Source organism: Thalassospira lucentensis, from assembly GCF_011806425.1.
Taxonomy (GTDB): domain Bacteria; phylum Pseudomonadota; class Alphaproteobacteria; order Rhodospirillales; family Thalassospiraceae; genus Thalassospira; species Thalassospira lucentensis_B.
In genome coordinates this window covers 441,106-465,326 of the sequence record NZ_JAATOV010000002.1, presented here as the reverse complement: position 1 = coordinate 465,326, position 24,221 = coordinate 441,106, and the positions used below count along the sequence as shown (strand labels likewise).

General features: G+C 53.9%; 17 protein-coding genes. 6 read left to right on the top strand and 11 right to left on the bottom strand.

Features of this window, described 5'->3' with window-relative positions; genetic code table 11:
• Window positions 1-374: 374 nt before the first annotated feature.
• The 8 genes from HCZ99_RS07700 to tldD form a co-directional block, all read right to left on the bottom strand.
• Complete coding sequence (locus tag HCZ99_RS07700; protein ID WP_167446363.1) at window positions 375-1,370, bottom strand: peptide ABC transporter ATP-binding protein; 996 nt, start codon at window positions 1,368-1,370, stop codon at window positions 375-377.
• Window positions 1,370-2,383 (bottom strand): dipeptide ABC transporter ATP-binding protein, encoded by a 1,014-nt coding sequence (gene dppD, locus HCZ99_RS07695; RefSeq protein WP_167446362.1) that lies wholly within the window; start codon window positions 2,381-2,383, stop codon window positions 1,370-1,372. Before dppD ends, HCZ99_RS07700 begins: the two co-directional genes overlap by 1 nt.
• A gap of 3 nt (window positions 2,384-2,386) precedes the next feature.
• Window positions 2,387-3,310 (bottom strand): ABC transporter permease subunit, encoded by a 924-nt coding sequence (locus HCZ99_RS07690; RefSeq protein WP_167446361.1) that lies wholly within the window; start codon window positions 3,308-3,310, stop codon window positions 2,387-2,389.
• A 12-nt stretch (window positions 3,311-3,322) separates the two neighbouring features.
• The gene (locus HCZ99_RS07685; protein ID WP_167446360.1) at window positions 3,323-4,333 is read right to left on the bottom strand and encodes an ABC transporter permease subunit; all 1,011 of its coding nucleotides are present in this window, start codon (window positions 4,331-4,333) and stop codon (window positions 3,323-3,325) included.
• Between the two features lie 120 nt (window positions 4,334-4,453).
• A complete protein-coding gene (locus HCZ99_RS07680) occupies window positions 4,454-6,061 on the bottom strand; it encodes an ABC transporter substrate-binding protein (RefSeq protein ID WP_167446359.1) in 1,608 nt (535 codons plus the stop codon).
• A gap of 406 nt (window positions 6,062-6,467) precedes the next feature.
• On the bottom strand, window positions 6,468-7,487 hold the full coding sequence (locus HCZ99_RS07675; RefSeq protein ID WP_167446358.1) for a threonine aldolase family protein: 1,020 nt from the start codon (window positions 7,485-7,487) through the stop codon (window positions 6,468-6,470).
• A gap of 175 nt (window positions 7,488-7,662) precedes the next feature.
• Window positions 7,663-8,685 (bottom strand): threonine aldolase family protein, encoded by a 1,023-nt coding sequence (locus HCZ99_RS07670; RefSeq protein WP_167446357.1) that lies wholly within the window; start codon window positions 8,683-8,685, stop codon window positions 7,663-7,665.
• Between the two features lie 216 nt (window positions 8,686-8,901).
• A complete protein-coding gene (tldD, locus tag HCZ99_RS07665) occupies window positions 8,902-10,335 on the bottom strand; it encodes a metalloprotease TldD (RefSeq protein ID WP_167446356.1) in 1,434 nt (477 codons plus the stop codon).
• A 362-nt stretch (window positions 10,336-10,697) separates the two neighbouring features.
• Between tldD and HCZ99_RS07660 the strand changes: the two genes are divergently transcribed.
• On the top strand, window positions 10,698-11,030 hold the full coding sequence (locus tag HCZ99_RS07660) for a hypothetical protein (protein ID WP_167446355.1): 333 nt from the start codon (window positions 10,698-10,700) through the stop codon (window positions 11,028-11,030).
• Window positions 11,031-11,223: 193 nt separating this feature from the next.
• Complete coding sequence (locus HCZ99_RS07655; protein WP_167446803.1) at window positions 11,224-12,492, top strand: DUF3422 family protein; 1,269 nt, start codon at window positions 11,224-11,226, stop codon at window positions 12,490-12,492.
• A gap of 77 nt (window positions 12,493-12,569) precedes the next feature.
• Here the strand turns inward: HCZ99_RS07655 and HCZ99_RS07650 are convergent, their stop codons facing one another.
• Window positions 12,570-13,637, bottom strand: a complete 1,068-nt coding sequence (locus HCZ99_RS07650; protein ID WP_254869510.1) for a COX15/CtaA family protein — start codon at window positions 13,635-13,637, stop codon at window positions 12,570-12,572.
• 331 nt (window positions 13,638-13,968) lie between these two features.
• Here HCZ99_RS07650 and HCZ99_RS07645 point away from each other — a divergent pair, with 331 nt between their 5' ends.
• Both HCZ99_RS07645 and HCZ99_RS07640 read left to right on the top strand, forming a co-directional pair.
• The gene (locus HCZ99_RS07645; RefSeq protein ID WP_167446354.1) at window positions 13,969-14,529 is read left to right on the top strand and encodes a precorrin-2 dehydrogenase/sirohydrochlorin ferrochelatase family protein; all 561 of its coding nucleotides are present in this window, start codon (window positions 13,969-13,971) and stop codon (window positions 14,527-14,529) included.
• On the top strand, window positions 14,526-15,269 hold the full coding sequence (locus HCZ99_RS07640) for a phosphoadenylyl-sulfate reductase (RefSeq protein WP_167446353.1): 744 nt from the start codon (window positions 14,526-14,528) through the stop codon (window positions 15,267-15,269). The genes HCZ99_RS07645 and HCZ99_RS07640 overlap by 4 nt, the downstream gene beginning before the upstream one ends.
• Window positions 15,270-15,323: 54 nt before the next feature.
• Here the strand turns inward: HCZ99_RS07640 and HCZ99_RS07635 are convergent, their stop codons facing one another.
• Together HCZ99_RS07635 and HCZ99_RS07630 are read right to left on the bottom strand one after the other, a co-directional pair.
• Window positions 15,324-16,772 (bottom strand): deoxyguanosinetriphosphate triphosphohydrolase, encoded by a 1,449-nt coding sequence (locus HCZ99_RS07635; protein WP_254869509.1) that lies wholly within the window; start codon window positions 16,770-16,772, stop codon window positions 15,324-15,326.
• A gap of 138 nt (window positions 16,773-16,910) precedes the next feature.
• On the bottom strand, window positions 16,911-17,330 hold the full coding sequence (locus HCZ99_RS07630; RefSeq protein WP_167446352.1) for a DUF4870 family protein: 420 nt from the start codon (window positions 17,328-17,330) through the stop codon (window positions 16,911-16,913).
• A 261-nt stretch (window positions 17,331-17,591) separates the two neighbouring features.
• On the opposite strand from HCZ99_RS07630, the gene gor reads away from it, so the two are divergent.
• Window positions 17,592-18,953, top strand: a complete 1,362-nt coding sequence (gene gor / locus HCZ99_RS07625) for a glutathione-disulfide reductase (RefSeq protein WP_167446351.1) — start codon at window positions 17,592-17,594, stop codon at window positions 18,951-18,953.
• Between the two features lie 165 nt (window positions 18,954-19,118).
• Complete coding sequence (locus HCZ99_RS07620; RefSeq protein ID WP_167446350.1) at window positions 19,119-24,197, top strand: MG2 domain-containing protein; 5,079 nt, start codon at window positions 19,119-19,121, stop codon at window positions 24,195-24,197.
• The last annotated feature ends 24 nt before the right edge of the window (window positions 24,198-24,221 follow it).

Below are 24,221 nucleotides of genomic sequence, written 5' to 3'. Positions count from 1 at the left end.
AGGATATATGGCCCAAGATGCAGCCTAAGAAAACACTAAAATGCATCCGACAGGGCAGACCTCATATGCAAGAAAATAGGAGCTTTCCTGTGTGCCTTGTCGGCAAAGGCCTGACAAAAAGGGCGACCGGTTTTGCAGGGCATTGGGCAGACCTGCGGGCAGGTTGAGCGCGGAGAGTGACTGGTCGCGTAATGCGTTGGCTTGGCCGCGTCACTTGGTCTTTGCTTATCGTGGCGGAGTTATTGCGCGCCACAATTCCTCGTGGGAACGCAAATATGGTTCTGAAATGCGCAGGGGCGCAGCTTTTTACAGCGCGCCCCTTTGCTCCCTTGTCTCCCCGGAAACCTTTTGGGTTTCCGGGTGATCACCTGTTGTCAGGCGATTTCTTCGACCCGATGACACGCCACTTCGCGGCCTTCGAACATGCGCAGTTCCGGGCGAACTTTTGCACATTCCTCGGTCGCGAATGGGCAGCGTTTATGAAACGCACAGCCCGAAGGCGGATTGATCGGCGACGGCAGCTCACCCGTAAGGGGTTCTGACTTCACACGATGTGTCGGGTCGATCTTTGGGGCCGATGCCAAAAGTGCCCGCGTATACGGGTGCAATGGCTTGGCAAAGATTTCCTCGGTCGGGCCTTTTTCCGCGACGCGCCCGAGATACATCACCATGACGTCATCTGCAATATGGCGCACGACCGAAAGATCGTGCGAGATGAAGACATAGGCGACATTCATCTCTTCTTGCAGGTCCATCATCAGGTTAAGGACCTGTGCCTGAACCGAAACGTCAAGGGCCGAAACCGGTTCATCCGCTACGATGACTTTCGGTTCCAAGATCAGCGCACGCGCAATTGAAATACGCTGGCGCTGACCACCGGAAAACATATGCGGATAACGGTTATAAAACTCAGGACGCAGGCCAACTTTGGCCATGGTGTCACGCACGCGTTCTTCGCGTTCCTTGCGGCCAAGGTGATCCATGTTCAGCAGCACAGGCTCGCCCAGGATCTGACCGACTTTTTTGCGCGGATTCAGCGACCCATACGGGTTCTGGAAAATCATCTGAACCGTGCGGCGGAACATCTTGGCGTCTTTGTCTGAAAGATCACCAACCGCATCGCCATTGATTTTAAGCTGACCGGCACTTGGCTTTTCAATCAGGGTCAATTGACGGCCAAGTGTCGATTTACCACAGCCTGATTCCCCAACAACCGCCAAGGTTTTCTTGCTTTCAAGCGTAAAGGAAACACCATCAAGCGCCTTAACCGTCGCGTTGGGTTTACCCAGCCCACGATTAACTTCGTAGTGACGTACAAGGTCATCGGATTCCAGCAATGGAACGCCGGGTTTGCTATCGAGAAAGCTCATTATACGGTCTCCCCGACATTCTGGCTGTTTGTTTGGCCTGTTGGCAGCCCTTGGTCATCAAGCGGATAGAAACACCGCACGTCACGCCCGTTAAAGTCGGTGACCTCTGGCTGCGACGCGACGCAGTGATCATTGGCATAACGGCACCGCGGGGCCAGCAAGCAGCCCTTGGGACGGTCATACTGCCCCGGAACCACCCCGGGAATGGTGCTCAGCCGGTCACGACCGACCGAACGTTCCGGCAATGCTTCAAGCAACGCCTGCGTATAAGGATGGCGTGGTGCGGTAAAGATGCTGTCGGCCGGGCCACTTTCAAACAGCTGACCGGCATACATGACCTGAATGCGGTTGGCGGCCTCGGACACCAGTGCCAAATCGTGGGTGATCAACAAAAGCCCCATGTCACTGTCTTCCTGCAATTTCAAAAGCAGGTCGATGATCTGGGCCTGAATGGTCACATCCAACGCGGTGGTCGGCTCATCGGCAATCAAAAGACGCGGCTGACAGGCAATCGCCATTGCAATCACAACACGCTGGCTCATCCCACCCGAAAGCTGATGAGGATAGGCCGTCATACGCGACTTCGGATCGGGAATACCCACCTGATTAATAAGATCAAGGGTGCGTTCACGCCGTTGCTTTTTGCTGCCCCCTTCATGGACCTTAAGGGCCTCCATGATTTGGGCTTCGACCGTAAAGCACGGATTAAGGGCCGACATCGGATCCTGAAAAATCATGGCGATGTCTTTGCCGGTAATCGCACGACGCTTGCTCGGCGCCATCGTCAACAGGTCCTGACCATCAAAGGTCAGGCTGTCGGCGGTGACGCGCCCGGGGAAATCAATCAACCCCATGATCGCAAGCGATGAAACGGATTTACCAGAACCCGATTCACCAACGATGCCAAGAACTTCGCCGCGATCGACCGAGTAACTGACGGAATCAACAGCACGAAACGGCTTATCTTCGGAGCCGAACTCGACTGTTAGGTTTTTAACTTCGAGAAGAGCCATGACTTACCGCTTCATTTTGGGATCAAGGGCATCGCGCAAACCATCACCCATCAGGTTAAAGGCAAGCACGGTGACGAGGATGCAAAGACCGGGGAAGGTGATTACCCACCAGGCAGAGCCAACAAATTCGCGGGCTTCGGCCAGCATCGTTCCCCATTCAGGCAGCGGCGGCTGTGCACCAAGGCCAAGGAAGCCAAGGGCCGCAGCATCGAGAATGGCGCTGGAAATACCAAGAGTACCCTGAACAATCAGCGGCGCCATGCAGTTTGGCAGGATGTTGATGAACATCTGGCGCATATGACCCGCACCGGCGATCTGCGATGCAATGACATATTCTTTGTTAAGCTCAGTCACCACGGATGCGCGCGACAAACGCACATAGTGGGGAAGCTGCACAATCGCGATCGCCAGCATGGCGTTTTCAAGCCCCGGGCCGAGGATCGCGACAATCGCCATCGCCATGATCAGGCTCGGCAGGGCCAGCATGGTATCCATCAGGCGCATGATGCCAACTTCGATCCAACCGCGGAAATACCCGGCCGTAACGCCCAGCATGATGCCTGCGATCATTGATGCGATCACAACGAATACACCAATGGAAACCGAAAGCTGCGCGCCATGGATCAGGCGCGACAAAATATCGCGGCCGACCGCATCGGTGCCAAGGATATACCGGGGATCGGCCCCATCCATCCAGATCGGCGGTTTCAAGAATGCCGTACGGTCCTGCAGGATCGGATCGTATGGTGAAATCACGTCCGCAAAGGCGGCAACAAACAGGATGATCGCAATGACGATCAACCCGACATATGCGCCGCGGTTTTTACGGAAATAGTTCCATGTTTCCATGAACGGGCTTGGTGGCTTGCCCATGGTTTCGTCGATTGCATCTTCCGGCGCGGTTGACGGTGTGTTTTGACTTGTCATTTCCCGTGCCCCTTAACGTTTGTACCGGATGCGGGGATTGATCACCCCATACATCAGATCAACAAGCAGGTTTACGCCCATCACCACAAAGGCAATCATCAAAATGCCGCCTTGAATGGTGGGGTAATCGCGTCGGTTCAGTGCCTCGACAATCCATTTGCCAATGCCCGGCCATGAGAAAATGGTCTCGGTCAGGATCGCACCGGCAAACAGCACACCGACCTGAAGGCCGATGACCGTAATCACCGGGATCAATGCATTGCGAAGTGCATGGACCATGATCACCCGCATGGGGGAAAGTCCCTTGGCACGTGCGACGCGGATATATTCTTCGCCCAAAACCTCCAGCATTGAAGACCGCGTCATGCGCGCAATCACCGCCATCGGGATCGTCCCCAATGCAATGGTTGGCAGGATAAGGTGGCTTAGCGCACTGATGAAAGCGCCTTTTTCATCGCTCATCAACGTATCGATCAACATGAAGCCGGTGGTGGGTTCGATATAATAAAAGACCGACAAACGTCCCGATACCGGGGTCCAGCCAAGGGTCGTCGAAAAGAACATGATCAGCAAAAGCGCCCACCAGAAGATCGGCATCGAATAGCCGGTCAACGAGACGCTCATGGTTAAGTGATCAAGCCACTTTCCCCTATATATGGCGGCAATAACCCCAAGAGGCAGACCGATTATGACGGCAAATAATATCCCCATCACGCTCAGTTCAATGGTGGCGGGGAACAGTGTTGCGAACTCTTCGATTACCGGACGTTTCGTGACGAAGGATTTACCCAAATCGCCCTGCAAAACGCCGCCAAGATAATTGAAGTACTGAACAACAAGCGGCTGATCAAAGCCGTATTCTTTTTGAAGTTCAGCATAACGTTCCGGATCAACACCGCGCTCGCCGGCCATCATCTGGATCGGGTCGCTCGGGATCAGGTGGATCATTAGAAACACCAGAATGGTAACGCCAAAGAATGTCGGGATGACGTCACCCAAACGGCGCATAAAGAAACCTAGCATGCCATCGGGCCTTTATTATATCCAACCACGTTAAACGTGCGGCCGGACGTCTCTCTCTGTTTTGCGGAATTGCAAAGAGGCCCGGAAAACCGGGCCTCTTCGGCAAGGTGTTGAATAGTCTTAATCTTCGAGGTCAACGCCATAGAAGATGTGACCACCGAACGGATCGATCTTGTAGTCGACAACTTCTTTACGCAGCGGTTCGAAAACGACCGAGTGTGCGATGGTTGCCCAAGGTGCTTCACGTTTGAAGACAACCTGTGCTTCTTCGTACAGACGGGTACGCTCAAGAACGTCCGAAGTGGTTTTTGCCTGCTGGATCAGGTTGTTGAACTCTTCGTCACACCACTGTGCACGGTTCGAGCTGCCAACGGCATCACAGCCAAGCAAAACGGCCAGGAAGTTATCGGGGTCGCCGTTATCGCCGGTCCAACCGAGCATGAAGGTACCCTGTTCACCTTTTTTGGTGCGCTCAAGGTATTCGCCCCATTCGTAGGATACGATTTCAGCGTCAACACCGACTTTCGCCCAGTCAGCCTGAATAAGCTCGGCCATACGGCGGGCATTCGGGTTGTACGGACGCTGAACCGGCATGGCCCAGATATCGGTTTTGAACCCATCCGGGTAACCAGCTTCTGCCAACATGGCTTTGGCGGCTTCCGGATCGTACTTATCATCAACGATGTCGTTGTTGTACGACCAGATCGTTGGCGGGATCGGGTTTTTCGCAGGCGAACCAGCACCCTGATACACACCTTCGATGATGGCGTCTTTGTTGATTGCCATGTTCAGTGCTTTACGCACTTTCGCATCGGTGAACGGTTCTTTCTGGGTGTTATAACCCAGATAACCAACGTTCAGACCTTCCTGGCTCATCAGGTTGATGTCAGCATCTGCTTCCATCGCGGTCAGATCGGCCGGGTTCGGATACGGCATGACATGGCATTCGCCAGCTTTAAGCTTCTGATAACGCACGGTGCTATCAGGCGTAATGGCAAAGATCAGGTTGTCGATTGCCGCTTTGCCTTTCCAGTATTCTGGGAACGCTTTGTAACGGATAACCGCATCTTTTTGATACTGAACCATCTGGAACGGACCGGTGCCGACCGGGTTAAGGTCAACCGTTTCTGGCGTACCAGCTTCCATCATTTTGTCAGCATATTCAGCCGACAGAACAGATGCGAAATCCATCGCCATGTTGGCAATGAACGGAGCTTCTGGACGGTTCAGAACAAATTTGACGGTGTAATCATCAACTTTGACAATGTCCTTGATCAGATCAGGCATCGACATTGAGTTGAAGTATTCGTAAGACCCGCCTGACACACCATGATAGGGATGGTTTTTATCCCACTGGCGTTTGAACGTGAAAATCACGTCATCCGCATTGAAATCACGGGTCGGGGTGAAATCTTTGGTGGTGTGGAACTTAACGCCTTCACGCAGTTTGAAGGTATATTCCAGACCGTCTGCCGATACATCCCAGCTGGTTGCCAGACCTGGAATGATCGTCGTGGTGCCGCGTTTGAATTCGACAAGACGATTGAAGACGTTTCTGGAGCTCGCATCAAAGGTCGTACCCGAGGTGTAAAGCGACGGGTTAAAGCCTTCTGGGCTTCCTTCCGAGCAATAAACCAAGGTTTTTGCCGAAGCGGCGGTCGGAGCAGCGAGTGCCGTGGCTGCAAGCAGGCCTGCACCAAGCGCCACTTTGACGAAATTCGCTTTCATTAAATGCCTCCCTCAAGGCTGGTCCGCACACAATGACCCAAGCAACATGATCTTCTTGAAAGTCATGCTTGCTGGCTTGCGCATTGGAACGGACGGGGTTACCCGATCCAACAAAACTTTATGTTGGCAATCGACGAGGGAAAATAATCAGGGTTTCTAGGTATCGTCAACGCTTCCTGCGTGGTTTTACGTATAGGCGTCTCGTCCCAAGATTGATGAATTTATGTCAAGTGTCTGTTATTTTTATGAAAATCACCCTCACATTCAGGTATGGGAGGGGTGCATTTTTTTCAGGGCTCGGGCAGGGAAAACGAATATTGTGTCGGGAATATGCTGTTTTGAGCATTTAGTATCCCCTTGAATTTTAATGATTCGTTTCAATATTTCCCCGCCCGAAAAGCCAAAATCAATCTAGGCGTTCATTAAGGCCTTGGATTTGCGCGATGTCGGTATTCCATGCCGCGACAAAGCGATAAACGTTCGCGCCAAGCGACGGCCATGGATGGAATTGAACGCCTGCCGCACGCAATTTATCGGCAACGCCAAGGTCAAGATTGACGAACAATTCATTGCCCTCTGCTGGGTGGGCAAGGTGTGCGCCATGCTGGCACAAAAGATCGGCAAGAACCGTCGCGGCTTCGTTGGCATGCCCGGCATTTTTCAGCCACACATCGTTTTGCACATAGGCCAAAAGTTGCGTCGCCAAATAGCGATGCTTGGAATGCAGATGCCCGCTGCGTTTGCGTGCCTGTTCGATGCGGGTTTTAAGGGCCGGATCAAACAGAACAATCGCGTCCACGGCCATCGCGCCATTTTTGGTCGCGCCAAAGCTAAGGATATCAACGCCTGCTTTCCAGGTGATGTCGGCTGGCGTGCAGCCCAAATGCGCAACCGCATTGGCAAACCGCGCGCCGTCCATAAACAGTTTCAGGTCGTGTTTGCGGCAAACCTCGGCAATCGCGTTGACTTCCTCAACGGAATAAACCGTGCCCAGTTCGGTTGCTTGGGTAATCGCTACACATTCCGGGGCGACCGAATGAATGCCGCGATTGGCTTGCTCTGCGACAAACTGATTAAGCTCATCGGCCTCAAGCTTTGCCGTCGGCCCCTCCATTGGCAAAAGCTTGGCACCGCCGGTGAAAAAGGCAACGCCTGTGCTTTCATCTTCATTGATATGCGCTTCGTGATGGCACACAACGCCGCCATAGGGCGATACAAGTGCTGACAGGCTAATGCAGTTGGCTGCTGTTCCGGTTGCTACTGGAATAACCGCAACATCGGTTTCGAACAGCTTGGAAAATGCCGCATCAAGTTGCGTGCTGATATCATCTCCGCCATAGGCCGGCGCGCTGCTTTTGCCCTCATTGGCCAAGGCTTCAAGGATTTCGGGGCAAAAGGGTGACACATTGTCAGACGCAAAATTCATCGGATCTCTCGCATGGATTTGGGGCAAAAAGCAGGTGCGAAGCACATGCTTAACAGGGCAACGTTTATCACACGCAACCGCCGACAAAGGCAATGGCGGACAGAAACGTCGCGTCAAACAGCGCCATCTCAGAGGAATGGTTTAGGACGGAAAGGCAGGATTAGAATAGGGTGGCCTAACCGCCGATGGTTTTGGCCAAGCCACGAATTTGATCGACCGGGCTATTCCACGCGCAAACAAACCGATAGGCATCCGGGCCGATTGATGCCCATGGGCGAAACACCAGTCCCGCATCGCGAAGCTTCTGGGCAAGCGTATCGGGCATATGCATAAACAGCTCATTGCCTTGGGGCGGAAAGGCCGCCCGCGAACCAAGTGTTTGCAGGCTTTCCATTAAGGCAAAGGCCGCTTGATTGGCGTGGCGTGCATTGCGCAGCCAAAGGTCATCTTGCACATAGGCCAAAAGCTGTGCGGCAAGGTAGCGATGCTTGGAAAAAAGATGCCCGCCGCGCTTGCGGCTTTTCTCGGTGTGACGACGTAATTTGGGATCGAACAGGATAATCGCATCCACCGCCAAGGCGCCGTTTTTCGTCGCCCCGAAACTCAAAACATCGACCCCGGCCTTCCACGTGATGTCGGCGGGGTGACAGTCAAGGGCGGCAACCGCATTGGCAAACCGCGCCCCATCCATAAACAGCCGCATGTTATGCTTTTGACACACATCGCCAATCGCGCGCACTTCATCAACGCTGTAAACCGTGCCAAATTCCGTCGATTGGGTGATGGCAACACATTCAGGGTCGACCGAATGCATGCCGTTGGGGCTGTGGGCAGTTAAAAACGTATCAAGTGTTTCGGCCTCGATCTTGGCCGACGGGCCATCAATCCCCATAAGCTTCGCCCCGCCGCCATAAAAGGCAACGCCGGTCGATTCCGTCATGTTGATATGGGCGTGATGGTGGCAAACAACCCCGCCAAACGGCGATACCAACCCCGAAAGCCCGACCAGATTGGCCGCCGTGCCAGTCGCCACCGGCACCACGACAACGTCAGTGCCAAAAAGCTTGGAAAACGCCGCATCAAGTTTCTGACTTTGATCATCCGCACCATAGGGCAGGGCCGAACTTTCACTTTCCGCAGCAATCGCCGCAAGGATTTCCGGACAGATCGGTGAAACATTATCAGACGAGAAATTCATCACGGTCTCTTTGGTGCTTATGATGCGTTGAGGCGTTGATAGATCGATGTTGTCGGCGCCTAATAGATTTGACTGATGACAGACTGTTGGGATTTCATCTGCTTTGCAAGCTACTTTCATGCATTGGCGCGGGCAAAGAAATCGGGCGCACAGTTTAAACCATGCGCCCGCTCAAAACGAAAATCACTGATATCCCGCTTGGGTTACGTGGACGGCTTATACCGCCGTCCCGCCAACTGTTAGGCCATCGATGCGAAGGGTTGGCTGACCAACACCGACTGGAACGCCTTGTCCGTCCTTGCCGCACGTGCCAATGCCGTTATCAAGTTTCATGTCGTTACCAACCATTGAAACCTTGGTCAGGCTGTCAGGGCCATTCCCGATCAGGGTCGCCCCCTTGACCGGGGCACCAAGTTTGCCGTCTTCGATCAAATAGGCTTCTGATGCGGAAAACACGAATTTGCCCGATGTGATGTCAACCTGACCACCGCCAAAGTTCACCGCATAAATCCCGTTCTTAACCGAAGCCAGAATTTCTGCCGGGTCTTTATCCCCGCCATGCATATAGGTGTTGGTCATGCGCGGCATCGGGGCATGGGCATAAGATTGGCGGCGGCCATTACCGGTGGATTTCACCCCGGTTAAACGCGCGTTCAATCGGTCCTGCATAAAGCCCTTAAGGATACCATCCTCAATCAAAACCGTTTGCTGGGTCGGGGTGCCTTCGTCATCAATCGAAAGCGACCCACGGCGATCATGGATCGTCCCGTCATCAACAACCGTGACACCCGGCGATGCAATGCGCTGGCCCAAAAGCCCGGCAAAGGCCGATGTGCCCTTACGGTTAAAGTCACCTTCAAGCCCGTGACCAATCGCTTCGTGCAGCAAAATACCTGGCCAGCCCGGGCCAAGCACCACGGTCATTTCACCGGCCGGTGCCGCAACGGAATCAAGGTTCACAACCGCTTGGCGCAATGCTTCGTCGACGGCTGATTTCCAGGTTTTTTCATCAAAGAACCCGTCATAGCCAATTCGCCCGCCTTCGCCGTGCGATCCGGTTTCCATGCGGTCGCCCTGTTTGACAACGACCGAAACATTAAACCGAACCAACGGGCGAATGTCGCCAATGCGCTGCCCACCCGAACGCCAGATTTGCACCGCCTGCCAGTTACCGGAAATTGATGCGGAAACCTGCGAAACGCGGGGATCACGCGACCGGGCATAGGCATCAATTTGCGCCAAAAGATCAACTTTGGCTTCAAACGTGGTTTCGCCCAGCGGGTTCACATCGGAATAAAGCGAAATGTTGGTGCCAATCGATCCAAGATCGACCTTGCCAGACCGCCCTTGTCCAACCGCTTTAACGGTTTCGGCCGCACGCGCGACTGCATCGTTGGACAGTTCGTTTGAATGGGAAAATGCGGTGGCTTCGTCGGCAACCGCACGCAGGCCAAATCCCTGTGCGGTATCAAAATTGGCACTGCGCAGACGCCCGTCGTCCCAAACCAGGCTTTCCGACTGGCGGTATTCCAAAAACAGTTCCCCGTCTTCTGCAGCGCCAAGCGCGTCATTGACCTGATTTTCAAGCCGTTCGCGATCAAGATCACCATTGGCGAAAAACAGATTGTCGGTGGTGCGAAGATCGGTCATGAAACCTCCTTGGGGCCGTCGATACGTTGGCCGGGCAAATGATTTTCCCCATATTATAAAAGCATCTGTGACAGTATTTACCCTTATGCATTCTGGGGTTTCTGCCACCTTTGACTTTCGTCTATACAGGGTATGTCGGGTTACGGTTTGAAACACGTTCCAAAACCGTCATCCGAGTGTTTTATATAGACCGCAATGGCCAATTATGAAAGCCCTTGGAAGTGTTTGTCATGCTCCCCAGTGCGTTATCCGATAAATGAAATTTATGTGGTTCTGTAGGCGAAGGGATGAGCGCCAAATAAAACTGTTCTGTTCGACGACATCGATCATCCGACTAGAAAAAATTTCAGGAAAGTCAAACCATGAACAATGTTATTAAGTTTATATTTTTTATGGGGCTTTTTATCTCAACTACCGCCCACGCAGGGAAAGTCGTTTTGGTTGAAGAGAACCATGCTGATATCAGCAGAGACGGAATTACGTATGTATTGGATACGTATATCGTTTTGTTTAGCCAGCCTTATTTAATTGTGATTGAGCGAGAAGACGGTCAGCCCATGGACCTAGAAGTCGCCGAAGATATCGCAGTTGAGTACATAAAACCCCGAGGATGCACCCAACCACTCAAGAGGCTTCCAGAGTTGGATGGTCGCAATGAGGATAATACCAAAATCCTTATTGGCGTTGCCTGCTAGCAGGCAAGACTAAGTAAGTTTTGGTAATTACTTTGTGGTTTTGAGTTAAGCACTAAAGGTGTTTTTCTTAGTCAATTTAGGTTTCTGATGCCTTCGACGTTCTTCTGCACATATGTTTGTTCGGGCGGAGGATATCCTCAAGGCCCGAATGGTTTATATAGACCGCAATGGCCAATTATGAAAGCCCGTGGCAATGTTTGTTGAACATCCCCAGCGCGTCGCACTGCATAATGAAATTCACGCCCGCCCATTTGGCGGGGTTTCAAGCCCGGCGCGGTGCTCCTGCATTGCCTTTCACGCGGGCGAAGACTTGGATCAGGACGTGCGCGATCACTTTCTGTCTTTTTGTCACCGCTACAGCCTGACACCCCCGGCTTCAGACCAAAAATATTACGAAGCCACCTGTGACGGGTTCACCGTTATTTGGGAACGCCACGCGGAATTTACCGTCTATGTTTTCAAACGATCCGCGGAATTTGATGACCCGTTCAAAGACCCGGTGATTAATTTGATCCCGCAAGACTGGCTGTCTGAAACGCCGGGGCAGTTAATTGTCGGTTTGCACATTGCGGTCGAAAAAACCGGACGCAACGAAGAAGAAATTTCGCGCCTGTTTGATCATAACGGCCTGACCGGCAGCCGTGTTTTGGGCGGAACCGCCAAAGTCTGGACCGACTTTCGCCTGCATGGCGATGGCTTTGGCCGTATCCTGATCCGTGATCAGGGGATGGAACAACTACAAACCGGGCGACTGGTGCAGCGGCTTAAAGAAATTGAAGTTTATCGCATGATGGCGCTTTTGGCCTTTCCGCTGGCCCATGACGCAACGCCCAAGGTATCTGAAATTGACACGCGCCTGTCGGAAATTACCGCCGAAATGGCCAGCAAAACCCAAAATAACGACGAAGAAACCCTGTCCAAACTGACCGACCTTGCCGCCCAAACCGAAGAAATGGCCGCATCGCTGAATTATCGGTTCAGTGCCGCACGCGCCTATTACCGGATTGTGCAGGCCCGCCTGATTGAACTTCGCGAAGAACGGGTCGAGGGCCTGCAAACCATCACCGAATTTATGGAACGTCGATTGGCCCCGGCCATGCGCACCTGTCAAAATATCGGTGATCGATTAGAAGTTTTGTCAAAACGCGTGGCGCGCGCCAACAACCTGCTGCGTACGCGCGTTGATATTTTGCTAGAGGCGCAAAACCGCGACCTTCTGGCCAGCATGGACCGCCGGGTGAAATTGCAACTGCGCTTGCAACAAACTGTCGAAGGCTTGTCTGTGGCCGCGATCACCTATTACGCGGTCGGGCTTTTGGGATATTTGTTCAAGGCCCTAAAGGACGCTGGCCTGCCGATCCATGATCGGATGGCAACCGGGATCGCCGTGCCGGTGGTGCTGGCGGCAATCTGGATATCGATGCGCCGGATCAAAAAGGCGCTGCATCGCGAAGATGCCTGACCCTGCAAGGTCATCATTCATTAAAAAAGGGCAGCTATACGCTGCCCTTTTTTGTTGCGGTGTGAATATTCAAAGCATCATGAAACGTGGCGAAGCTTATACGCCGCATAGGTTGTCATGCCGACCAGAAGCACCGCACCGGCTTGATGGGCCACCCCAAGCGGCAACCAGATCACCGACAATAAGGTTGAAATGCCAAGGGCGACTTGAAGGCAGGCCGCCGCCAACACCAGATGCGTTGCAAAGCGCTGATCGGGCGACAGGTCCCATTTTCCGGCCCGCCACCAGAACACCAGCACCAAGACAAAGGTCAGCTTTGCAAGCCAGCGATGATCCCACTGCACGGTCATGTGATCTTCAAACGGCGCCAGCCATGTTGGGTCAAAGACATAAAGCCCATCGGGGATCAGTTGCCCATCCATCAGCGGGAAGGTGTTAAAGGCATACCCGGCGTCAAGGCCGGCAACAAAGCCACCCGAAAGGGCGGTAAATACGATCAGACATAGCAATTGCATTGCGCGTTTTGATCCGTTGGTTTTGGTACTGCGCGGGGCATATTGGTTAAATCCAACCCACAACAGGGCAATGAAAATCACCAGTGCCAAGCCAAAATGCGCCGTCAGGCGGTATTGGCTGACATCGGGGCGGTCGACCAGACCGCTCATCACCATGTACCAGCCCATCAACCCCTGCAAACCGCCAAGGATGAACAATCCCCACAATTTCCATTTGGTCGCGCCATCAATCGATTTTTTGGCCAGAAACCACACAAACGGAATGAAAAAGGCGACGCCGATTAACCGGCCCCAAAGCCTGTGAATAAATTCCAGCCAGAAGATGTTTTTAAAATCATCAACCGACATCCAGGCATTCACTTTTTGGAACTCTGGATACTGGCTGTATTTGGCATAAAGGGTGGCCCAATCCGCATCGGTCAAAGGCGGGATAATCCCGGTAAAGGGGCGCCAATCAACAATCGAAAGACCCGACTCGGTCAGCCGTGTCAGGCCACCAATCACCACCATGATAAACACCATCGCCGCACAGCAAAACAGCCAGATCGCGACATTCTTATGCGCAACACTGGGCATGCCGGGGATTTGCGCCGCCGTATCTGACAGGGGGGTGGACGTACCGCTTTGCATGGATGGTTCTCTCGTCAAGTTATGTCGGTGGCGCAATCGGGTGGTCTGCTGCGCATGTCTTTAGCCCGTGTTTAACCCGTCTTTAGCGCGTGGTCCTTGGGGCGCAAGACGCGATTTCGCCCAATATAGGGCGAATTGCCGCAAAATGCATGCACAGCGATACGATTATTTTATCGCTTCTAGATCACCAATAAATCAGTTCTGTTTGCGTAAATTAAACACTTAAAAAAATGTTGTATAATTATAAAACACATAAAAAATGTATTGAATTTATGCGCTACCACACTCATTGTTATGGACAACAAGTAGAAAACCATATTGAGGATCGACGATGTTTCCCATCAATCTGGACCTGTCGCGGCTTTCGGTCGCTTTGGTCGGCAACGATCAGCCCACGCTGAACCGGTTGCACCAGCTTGACGGTGATGGGGCGCGCTACGTCACTGTCTATTCAGATAACCCAATACCCGAACTGGCCCAACAGGCCGGGGATCGGCTGAAACCGTATTTGCCAAATTCAACCGACATCAACGCGGCCTCCATCCTGTTTATCGTCGGGATTGAACATGACAAGGCCGCCGAACTGGCCGCCATGGCCAAGGCGGTTGGCACGATTGCCAATGTCGAAGACGTCAAAGAATATTGCGACTTTTTCTCTCCCGCACGGGTGCAACGCGGTGATCTTATGATCACGGTTTCAACCAACGGGCATAGCCCGCGGCTTGCCGGACGTATTCGGCGTGCGATTGAAAAATGGTTGGTCCCCGGCTGGGATCAGCGCCTGCGCGAGTTGTCCCATCAGCGCGAAAAATGGAAGGCCGACGGGGCCGATATGCCAACCTTGTTGCGCAAAACCGATGAATACATCGATCAACGGGGGTGGCTGCCATGAGTATCATGCGCGAAGAAGACATCGTCACCGGCGGCTCCATGTCAGTTGACGAGGCCGCGGACCGCACCGCCCGGTTGCTGGATAAATACGGCCATCTTCAGGGTGTGTCGCTGATCGAACCGATGGTGCACGAAGAATTCAACGGCAAGATCACCATGACCTCATCCTTTGGTACAGAGGCAGCCGCCTTGCTGGCCTTGGTGGCGGAGGTGGACGCCAATCTGCCGATCATTTTTCTTGATACCCGCAAATTGTTTGGCGAAACCCACACATACCGCGAACAATTGGTCGATCAGCTTGGCCTGACCAACATCCGCATCATGCGCCCGGACGAGCAAAAGCTTAAAGCCGACGATCCCGACGGGATGTTGTTTGCTTCTGACGTCGCGAAATGCTGCTATTTGCGCAAGGTTGAACCGCTTCAACGCGCACTAGAAGGCTATGACGCATGGTTGACCGGGCGTAAGCGTTTCCATGGCGGCGAACGGGACGTGTTGTCCGCCATCGAGCAGGCAGGCACGCGGATCAAGATCAATCCGCTGGCGGGCTACAAACGCGAAGATATCGACGATATTTTCGAACATCGCGCCTTGCCACGCCATCCGCTTCAGGCTGATGGGTTCCTGTCCATTGGCTGCATGCCCTGTACCGATCGGGTCGATCCGGGCACAACCGATGTCCGCGCCGGACGTTGGGCCGGGCAGGACAAAACCGAATGCGGCATTCACTACATCATTTGATAGTGGAATATATCCAATAAAAAACCCGGCCTGATGTGGCCGGGTTTTTTGCGTTTATATTGTAATGCCCTGAAGCTTCCGAAACAGCGTGACCGCATAGCGATCCGTCATGCCGGAAATGTAATCCATCACCCGCATCAGGCGGCTATAAAGGTTCGGCGCATCTGAAATCTTGCCCGATAGCAGCTTATCAATTCGATCCGCCTGCGGCGGCAGGCGCTTGCCGTGGTTGATATGTTCGTCAATATCAATCGCCGCGCGGACAAAGCTATTGAGCAGGCCATTAATCACCTCAAACCCGGCCATCTCAATCGGCAGGACATGCGGCGCGTTATAGATTTTCTCGACCGCAAGTTTCTTGCAGGCCTTGGCATCGGCGCCAAGCGGGGTATTGGCCAGCAAGTCGCCTTCGAGCGTGCCGGTCAAAAGCGCATCTTCATTGGCGATAAACGCATCCACCGCGGCCTTAACCAGATTGCCAATGGCTTTACCGCGCAAGAACCCGATCCGGTCATCTTCTGATTTTTCCGCATACCAAGCTTCCGCGCGCAAATCGTTCCAGCGCTGATCTGCATCGCCATCATATTTATCCGGGTGGCGGGCAATCGGGGCCAAGGCGCGTTCAACCTCGTCAAATGTCACACAGCCCAATTCCCAGCCATCTTCCAAATCAACCACGGAATAGCAAATGTCATCGGCCGCCTCGACCAGATACACCAGCGGATGGCGCCGCCACGCCCCATCAAACCCGTCAAGCGGGCTAAGACCGCACACCTTGGCAATTGCAAAGGCGATGTCACGTTCAGATTGGTAATAGCCCGGCTTTTTAAGCCCGGTATATTCGCGCCGACGGCTATCGGGGACGGACGTGCTGCGCGGATATTTGATGAAACTGCCAAGCGTGCCATAGGTCAGGTTCAACCCACCGTCAAACCGCTTCATTTCAAGCTGGCTGATAATCCGAAGGCCCTGCGCATTGCCTTCGAAATGGCGCAGGTCTTCAAGTTCCGGCCCCGAAAGACGCGATGTCAGTTCATCCTTGGCAAGGCGCGATGTGGTGAACCATTCATTGATCGCATCTTCGCCGGAATGCCCGAAGGGTGGGTTGCCAATATCGTGTGCCAGGCACGCGGCTTGCACCATATAGCCGATATCGGCGACCGTGGTGTCGCTGTCTTTGGGCAGGTGTTTGACGATATGCGCCCCCGCCATAAGACCAAGCGACTGTCCAACCGACCCAACTTCGATCGTGTGGGTCAGGCGGGTATGGACATGGTCATTTTCCGATAACGGATGGACCTGCGTTTTATTTTGCAACCGCCGGAACGAGGATGAAAAAATGATGCGATCGACATCGATCTGAAACGGGCTGCGGCCATCGGGTGTGGGAAAGGGCGCGCCATCCGGGGTGCGGATTTTGCCATCTTTAAATTCCAGCCGATGCGATGAAAGAAGATCTTCCCAGCGCATTTTTGCATCTGGTGCCTGCGGCGCCAATGTCATGGCGGTGCTACCCCTGTCCGTGTCGTTATGTTTTCCCTGATCGGGGACTTTAACGGTCCAAGGAGTCGGGTGCAATCAGACAAAGCCGATTGCACCCGTTTATTGCGTCAAAACGGTAATTCTGAACCCGTGTTGGGCTTAGCCAAACAACCAGCTGCGCGGATTATCAATCGGGCGTCCCGCAAGGGCGCGCAAAAGTCCAATGACGTTGCGGCCAACAAACCATGCGGTGGTAAATAGGACCATCAGGCTCACAACTGCCCAGCCGATAAGGGGGATCCAGCCGATGACAAAGCTAAAGAACCCGACAATGATCGTGTAAAGGATGCTGATCCAAAACGTTCTGATCAGGAATGTGTAATGGCTGTTGGTCCAGTGATTGTCATCTTCGCGGGCGATATAAGCCACAATCAGGGCAATCAACCCGGTCGCAAACGCTGTGAATAACGTTGCAATCATCAAGCCATAGCAGACAAGGGCGGTATTCCCGCCACGCTCATCCACAAAGCTTGGGCTGTTATCAAAAGACGCATCGTGAGCGTGCATATGATCACTCATAAAGGTAATCCTGTATCGTTTCGGCAATCCCCATTGCGTCTGCATAAGATATAGCAAAAAACTTTTGAAATGCCATGGTTGGTTGGCATGATTTTGAAGTCGCGTTTGGTCACATGTTTTGATTTTGCGGGGATTGCCGGACTTATGGCCCGTGGTCACGGGAATTTTACGGCAACAATCCCTGATTATCCCTCGACTCTTGGGATTATCTGCCTACATTTGGCGCCATGTCACGAATAGATCGAAAATAAGGATTTCCGCATGTCGGACTATGATTTTGACTTGTTTGTTATTGGTGCCGGATCGGGCGGTGTGCGCGCGGCACGTGTGGCGTCTGGCTATGGGGCCAAGGTCGCCATCGCCGAGGAAAGCCGCGTTGGCGGCACCTGCGTCATTCGCGGGTGTGTCCCCAAAAAGCTGCTGGTCTACGGCGCACATTTTGCCGAGGATTTCGAAGATGCCGCGTCCTATGGCTGGACCCTGCCGGGCGAGGCCAGCTTTAGCTGGAAGACATTGATTGCCAATAAGGACAAGGAAATTGACCGTCTGAATGGCATTTATAAAAAGCTTCTGGCCGGATCGAACATCGAACTGTTCGAAAGCCGTGCGGTCCTCAAAGACGCCCACACCATCAAAGTCGGTGACAAAGAAGTCACCGCCGACCGCATCCTGATTGCGGTGGGGGGCACGCCAACGTTGCCTGATATTCCGGGCATCGAACACGCGATTTCGTCAAATGAGGCCTTCCACCTTGAAGACCTGCCAGAACGCATTGCGGTGGTCGGCGGCGGCTATATCGCGGTGGAATTTGCCGGCATCTTTGCCGGGCTTGGCTCAAAGGTCACGCAATATTACCGTGGTGATCAAATCCTGCGCGGGTTTGATCACGATGTCCGCGACCATCTGGCCGAGGAAATCGTTAAAAAGGGCATCGACCTTAAACTGCACAGCAACGTCACCGCGATTGAAAAGAACGATGACGGATCGCTGTCTCTGACATTAACCGGGGGCGGACATCAAACCGTTGATGCCATCATGTTCGCCACCGGCCGGCAGCCCAAAACCCATGGCATGGGGCTTGAACAAGTCGGTGTCGAGCTTAAAGACAACAGTGCGATCATCACCAATCAAGGGCTGCAAACCAGCGTGCCCAACATTTATGCCGTTGGCGATGTCCGCGATCATATCCAACTGACCCCGGTCGCGATCAAAGAAGGCATGGCCTTTGCCGATACCGTCTTTGGCGGTAAGCCATGGTCGATGGGCTATGAAGCCATCCCGACTGCGGTGTTTAGCCAACCACCTGTCGGCACTGTCGGCCTGTCCGAAGAAGAAGCGCGCGCCAAGGGCGGCGACGTGCTGATTTACAAATCCACGTTTAAGCCAATGCGCCACACCCTTTCGGGGCGCGATGAAAAAACGCTGATGAAGCTGATTGTCGATAAAACCACCGATGTCGTGCTTGGCGCACACATGGTTGGCCCGGATGCCGCAGAAATCATTCAGGGTATCGGCATCGCGGTCCGTATGGGCGCGACCAAAGCCCAGTTTGACCAGACCGTTGCCGTGCATCCATCGGCGGCTGAGGAATTCGTCACCATGCGGTTCCCGGTCGAAAGTTAAGACCGGCGAAAATTCGATATTTCGCAAGTAATCATCGGGCGGTTCCGTGTGGGGCCGCCCGTTTTTATTTGCACCTTTGGGCGCGACTTACCTTTTAAATGCCGTTATTGTGCGGTGGTTTAGGGATCATATTCCCCGCAAATCAAAAAAATGACAGAGGTTGCGATGCGTTGCGCGAAATGGCTGCTTGGCCTGTTGATGGTATTGGTTACACTCCCCGCCTTGGCGCAAGAGCCGGTGACATATGCCGCAAGTTTTGATTGTGCCAATGCTTCGCGCCCGATTGAAAACGCCATCTGTCAAAATGCTGACATCGCCAAGCTTGATCTTGAAATGGCCAAGGTCTACGGCGCCGCGACCGAGTTTTCGACCCAACAAGCACAGATCAAAAGCGATCAGCGCGACTGGCTGCGCGGCTTAAATGATGCCTGCGCACCGGGCATTGGGAATGATCCAAGTGCGCTTGATCCGAAAACCCATGACTGCATTTCCGCCCGCTATCAGGCACGCATCGCATCGCTTCGCACGTTCCTGACCGGGGATATGTTCCTTCAAGACGTCACCATCACCGATGAAAATGCCCTGACCGAAGTTTGTTTTGAGCTGGATCACCCCATTCGCGCCGATCAGGACCTTGATCTTCGATCCTATGTCGATGTCAGCCCGAAACGTGATTATTCGGTCAATGTGAATGACGGAAAACTGTGCGTTCTTGGCCTGCCGCATTCGCAAACCACCATCGTTACCCTGCGCAAGGGGCTTAAGGGCGATTACGGGTTTGAACTGGGCCGTGACATCGAAGAAACGGTCAAAATGGGCGCACGCAAAGCCGAAATCACGCTGGGCACAAAAAGCTATATCCTGCCAAAAAGCGACATGCCGGTTTTGCCAATCACCACGGTCAATCAGGATCGGGTGGATCTGAAATTCTATCGCATTGTCGAACGCAATATCGTCGCCACCGTGACCCGCGGTCTTTTGGTGCGCGAACTTGATAACTGGGACATGCGCCAGATCGACGAAAGCATTGGCGCCGAAGTTTGGTCGGGTTCGCTTGATATCCGCAATCAGCAGGACAAAGAAGTCGTCACCCAAATTCCGCTGCGTGACATGGTTTCGGCGTTTAAGCCGGGGCTGTATGTTTTGGTGGCAAGCGACCCGGATGACGAAGATACCTGGAACAACCAACCCACCCAATGGATGGTGGTTACCGATCTTGGCCTTTCGGCCTATGGCGGGGAAAACGGCCTGTCCGTGCAGGTCCGGTCCCTTAAATCGGCCAAGCCGGTGGACGATGTCACGGTAAAGCTGGTCGCGCGCAACAATGAAATCCTGGGCGAAGCCACAAGCCGTTCTGACGGCTGGGCGGATTTTTCCGGCGCGTTGCTGAATGGCAAAGGCGGCAAGCAGGCTGTTTACCTGACCGCCGAAACCGAGGACGGCGATTTTTCGTTTATCTCCCTGACCCAGCCGCCACTTGAACTGTCGGATCATGGTGTTGCGGGCAAACCTGCGCCCAAGCCGCTGCAAACATATTTGTATTCGGAACGCGGCATTTATCGTCCGGGCGAAAGTGTCAAACTGGGCTATTTGCTCCGCAATGATAAGGCCGTGGTCAGCACCATTTTGCCCGTCACCATCGTGATGTATCAACCCGACGGCAAGGAAGCCTTTAAAACTGTCGATACCCCCGACAATCTTGGCGGGGGGCGTGTGGATATTCCGGTGTCGTCGGCGGCGGCAACCGGCAAATGGCGCATTGCCGCCTATAGCGATCCCAAGGCACCCCCCATCGGCGAACTTGAAGTCCAGGTCGAAGAATTCGTGCCCGAACGCCTCGAAGTCACCGCCCATCTGACCGCCCCTTATATGGCGTTTGGCGCGGCGATGCCGGTTGACGTTCAAACCGATTATCTGTTTGGCGCACCCGGATCTGGCCTGATGGCCAGTGGGGATGCGTTCTTAACGGTGGATCACAAACCGTTTGAGGATCACGAAAATTACTATTTCGGTCTTCAGGACGACACCGCCAAAATCCGCCAGCCGTTTGACGCGGTCAAAAGCGATACCAACGGGGCTGCGGTTCTAAAAGTCCCGGCCTTTGACGAAATTGATGTGTCATCGCCGCTTTCGGTGCGGCTCAATATCGAAGTCGCCGATATTGATGGCCGCCCAAGCCGCACCACCGCCACCCTGCCACTGCGCAGCAGCGACAGTTTTGTTGGCATCCGTGCGCAGTTTGATGGCGAAACCCTTTCATATGGGCAGGCGGCCAAATTTGATGCGTTGGTGGTTGATGCCAATGGCGATCCGCTGGTCGATCATCCCTTGCAGGTCGAATGGATCCGCGAAGACCGCGATTACAACTGGTTCTATCAAGACGGCCGCTGGGAAGCCAGTTACGACAAATATGACATCCCCGTCGCCCATCAATCTGTTCAAACCGGTGCCGACGGCACAGTGACCTTTGAACGTGGCTTTGACCAATGGGGCTATTACCGTGCGGTCGTCCGTGATCCGCAAACCGGCAGTGCCGCCGATAGCACCTTCCACGTTGGCTGGTGGTCGAATGGCCAATCACCAGATCGCCCAGATAAGCTGGGCCTGAGTGTTAAGGCTGATGACGTCAAACCGGGCGATGACATCGAAGGATTTGTTCAGGCCCCGTTTGAAGGCCGCCTTCAAGTCACCATTGCGCACAAAAACATTCTTTGGCGCAAAGAGTTCGATCTGTCGGGCGATGGCACCGCCTTTAGCATCCCGGTAAAGGAAGAATGGGGCAGTGGTGCCTATGTTCTGGCAACCGCATATCGTCCGGGGCTGGATAAGGATCAACATGGTTCGTTCCGTGCCGTCGGGGCGAAATGGGTCTCGTTCGATAAAAACAGCCATCAGATCAAAGTTGACTTTGATCTGCCAAAAGAAGCCCTGCCTTCCAGCAAAATAAGCGTTCCGGTCACCCTGACGGGCGAGGCGGTCGGCAACGAAGACATTCGCCTGAATGTCTTTGCCGTTGACGAGGGCATCTTGCGCCTGACCGGCTATAAGGCGCCGCGTCCTGACCTTGATCTTTTAGCGCAGCAACAGCTTCAACTTGCCTATCATGATCTCTATGGCCATCTGATCGCCCCGCAAAAGGGCGACGCCGGAACCCTGCGTTCTGGTGGTGATGAAGCCGAACTGGGCAACAAAGGATCACTGAGCGCACGGGTGTTTAAATCCGTCGCCCTTGCCAGCGATACCGTTGATGTCGATAAAAATGGCAAGGCCGTTGTCACTTTCGATCTGCCTGATTTTAACGGCAAACTGCGCTTCTTTGCGGTCGCCTATAGCAAATCTGCCACGGGTGGCGGGGCGGACAATATGCTTGTGCGTTCCCCGGTCGTTGCTGAATTGCTGCCGACCCGCTTCTTGGCACCCGGCGATGTGGCCGATATTCCCATTCGCCTGCGCAATCTAAGCGGCCCGGCGGGGGATTACCGCGCGTCGCTTTCGGTCAGTGATGAATTCACCGTCGCACAGCCGGTCTGGACCGGCACGCTCGGCCAAGGCGATCAGATCGAAACACGGTTTAACCTAACGGCCCAAAAGGTGGGCACTGGTAAACTGACCCTTGATATCACCGGGCCGGATGGCTACGCGCAACAGCGCCAATGGGATATGCAAGTACGCCCGGCCCAGCCGTGGGAAACCCATCCCGGTCAAACCGAATTGATCAGTGGTGACACACTTGATGTCACATCTGCTGATCTTGGCGTCTTCTTGCCAGAAACGGCCAAGATGAACCTGACCCTGTCATCGCTGCCTGAAATCAATGTTGCGACCTTGATCGCGGCACTGGATCGCTATCCGTATGGCTGCCTTGAACAAACCACCAGCCGGGTCTTCCCGATGCTGTCCTTTGCTGATGCCAAATCACGTTGGCAGGACGTGGAATTCGAAGAAGCCAGCCTTGATGACAAAGTCAATAACGGCATCGCCCGCTTGCTGGCCAAGCAACGCAACGATGGCAGCTTTGGCATGTGGGACCGCGATAGCGACGCGGAACCGTGGCTGACCGCCTATGCCATGGACTTCCTGACTTCGGCACGTGCCCATGATTACACGGTGATTGACGCACGGTTTAACGCATCCCTTGATTGGATGCAGAACATCGTCCGCCAAGAACGTTACGCGCCCGAATCCCGCGCTTACATGTTGCTGGTTTTGGCACGCAATGATCGTTATTCGCTGTCGAACCTGAAATACGAAGCCAATCGCCTGCTGGGCGATGACATCGGGTCTTTGGCCCGGGCACAGGTCAGTGCCGCCTTGCTGACCCACGGTGCGGACGCGCCGACACTTACGATGGCCGACCTGACCAAGGACCTTGGCACCGACCGTCGCCATTATCATAGTTACGGTACCGCATTGCGTGATCTGTCGGCAATTCTGACCCTGCCCAAAGGCATCTTTGCCAGCGAACAGGATCGTCTTTCCTTGATGACCACGGTGACCGAGCAATCCGAACAGGCCCGCTATACCAGCACGCAGGAAAAGGCATGGCTGGTTCAGGCCGCGACTGAAATCACCGCCGATGTCAAAGGCGGCGATGACCAGTCGATCTCGGTAAATCTGAACGGGCAGGATATGCAACCGGCCCACAGCTACCACATGGTGCTGACACCTGATCTTGTGCGTGATGGATACAGCATCAAAAACGTTGGCGATGGCCCGCTCTTTGCCAAATGGGCAAGTACCGGTATTCCGGCAGAACCGCTTAAGGCGGTGGCAAATGGTCTGACGATTGACCGTACCTATTATGATCTGAACGGCAATCGCGTAACCTTGGACAACGTCCAAACCGGGGATCGGTTGATTGTTGTTCTGACCGGCAAAAGCAAAACCGAATTGTCCCACCGGGCTTTGGTTGTTGATTTGCTGCCCGCCGGGTTTGAAATTGAAAGCAACGCACACTTTGCCGAGCTAGATGAAAAACTCAAACTCGGCCCCAATGACCTGACGCGGACCCAATTCCGTGCCGAACGCGATGATCGCTTTGTTGCCGCGATCAACCTTGGCGAAGGCGGGTATGGCGCCTACGAAGACCCGACATTCCGGTTGTCTTACGTGGTGCGTGCGGTCACACCGGGCACCTATGAACTGCCAGCCCCCTATATCGAAGATATGTATAAACCGGAATTCTTCGCACGTGGGGCCACGTCCAGCCTTGTGGTCACCTCGGCAAGTGCATCTGGTAAGTAACTTGGCAAACAGCCTGCAACGCAG

Bases quoted from the DNA above. Each gene is read 5' to 3' on its own strand.
- HCZ99_RS07690 (WP_167446361.1), bottom strand. From the start codon at position 3,310: ATGACAAGTCAAAACACACCGTCAACCGCGCCGGAAGATGCAATCGAC.
- HCZ99_RS07685 (WP_167446360.1), bottom strand. From the start codon at position 4,333: ATGCTAGGTTTCTTTATGCGCCGTTTGGGTGACGTCATCCCGACATTC.
- HCZ99_RS07660 (WP_167446355.1), top strand. From the start codon at position 10,698: ATGAACAATGTTATTAAGTTTATATTTTTTATGGGGCTTTTTATCTCA.
- HCZ99_RS07650 (WP_254869510.1), bottom strand. From the start codon at position 13,637: ATGCAAAGCGGTACGTCCACCCCCCTGTCAGATACGGCGGCGCAAATC.
- HCZ99_RS07620 (WP_167446350.1), top strand. From the start codon at position 19,119: ATGCGTTGCGCGAAATGGCTGCTTGGCCTGTTGATGGTATTGGTTACA.
- HCZ99_RS07640 (WP_167446353.1), top strand. From the start codon at position 14,526: ATGAGTATCATGCGCGAAGAAGACATCGTCACCGGCGGCTCCATGTCA.
- tldD (WP_167446356.1), bottom strand. From the start codon at position 10,335: ATGACCGATCTTCGCACCACCGACAATCTGTTTTTCGCCAATGGTGAT.
- gor (WP_167446351.1), top strand. From the start codon at position 17,592: ATGTCGGACTATGATTTTGACTTGTTTGTTATTGGTGCCGGATCGGGC.
- dppD (WP_167446362.1), bottom strand. From the start codon at position 2,383: ATGGCTCTTCTCGAAGTTAAAAACCTAACAGTCGAGTTCGGCTCCGAA.
- HCZ99_RS07655 (WP_167446803.1), top strand. From the start codon at position 11,224: ATGTTTGTTGAACATCCCCAGCGCGTCGCACTGCATAATGAAATTCAC.
- HCZ99_RS07670 (WP_167446357.1), bottom strand. From the start codon at position 8,685: ATGAATTTCTCGTCTGATAATGTTTCACCGATCTGTCCGGAAATCCTT.
- HCZ99_RS07645 (WP_167446354.1), top strand. From the start codon at position 13,969: ATGTTTCCCATCAATCTGGACCTGTCGCGGCTTTCGGTCGCTTTGGTC.
- HCZ99_RS07700 (WP_167446363.1), bottom strand. From the start codon at position 1,370: ATGAGCTTTCTCGATAGCAAACCCGGCGTTCCATTGCTGGAATCCGAT.
- HCZ99_RS07630 (WP_167446352.1), bottom strand. From the start codon at position 17,330: ATGAGTGATCATATGCACGCTCACGATGCGTCTTTTGATAACAGCCCA.
- HCZ99_RS07680 (WP_167446359.1), bottom strand. From the start codon at position 6,061: ATGAAAGCGAATTTCGTCAAAGTGGCGCTTGGTGCAGGCCTGCTTGCA.
- HCZ99_RS07635 (WP_254869509.1), bottom strand. From the start codon at position 16,772: ATGACATTGGCGCCGCAGGCACCAGATGCAAAAATGCGCTGGGAAGAT.
- HCZ99_RS07675 (WP_167446358.1), bottom strand. From the start codon at position 7,487: ATGAATTTTGCGTCTGACAATGTGTCACCCTTTTGCCCCGAAATCCTT.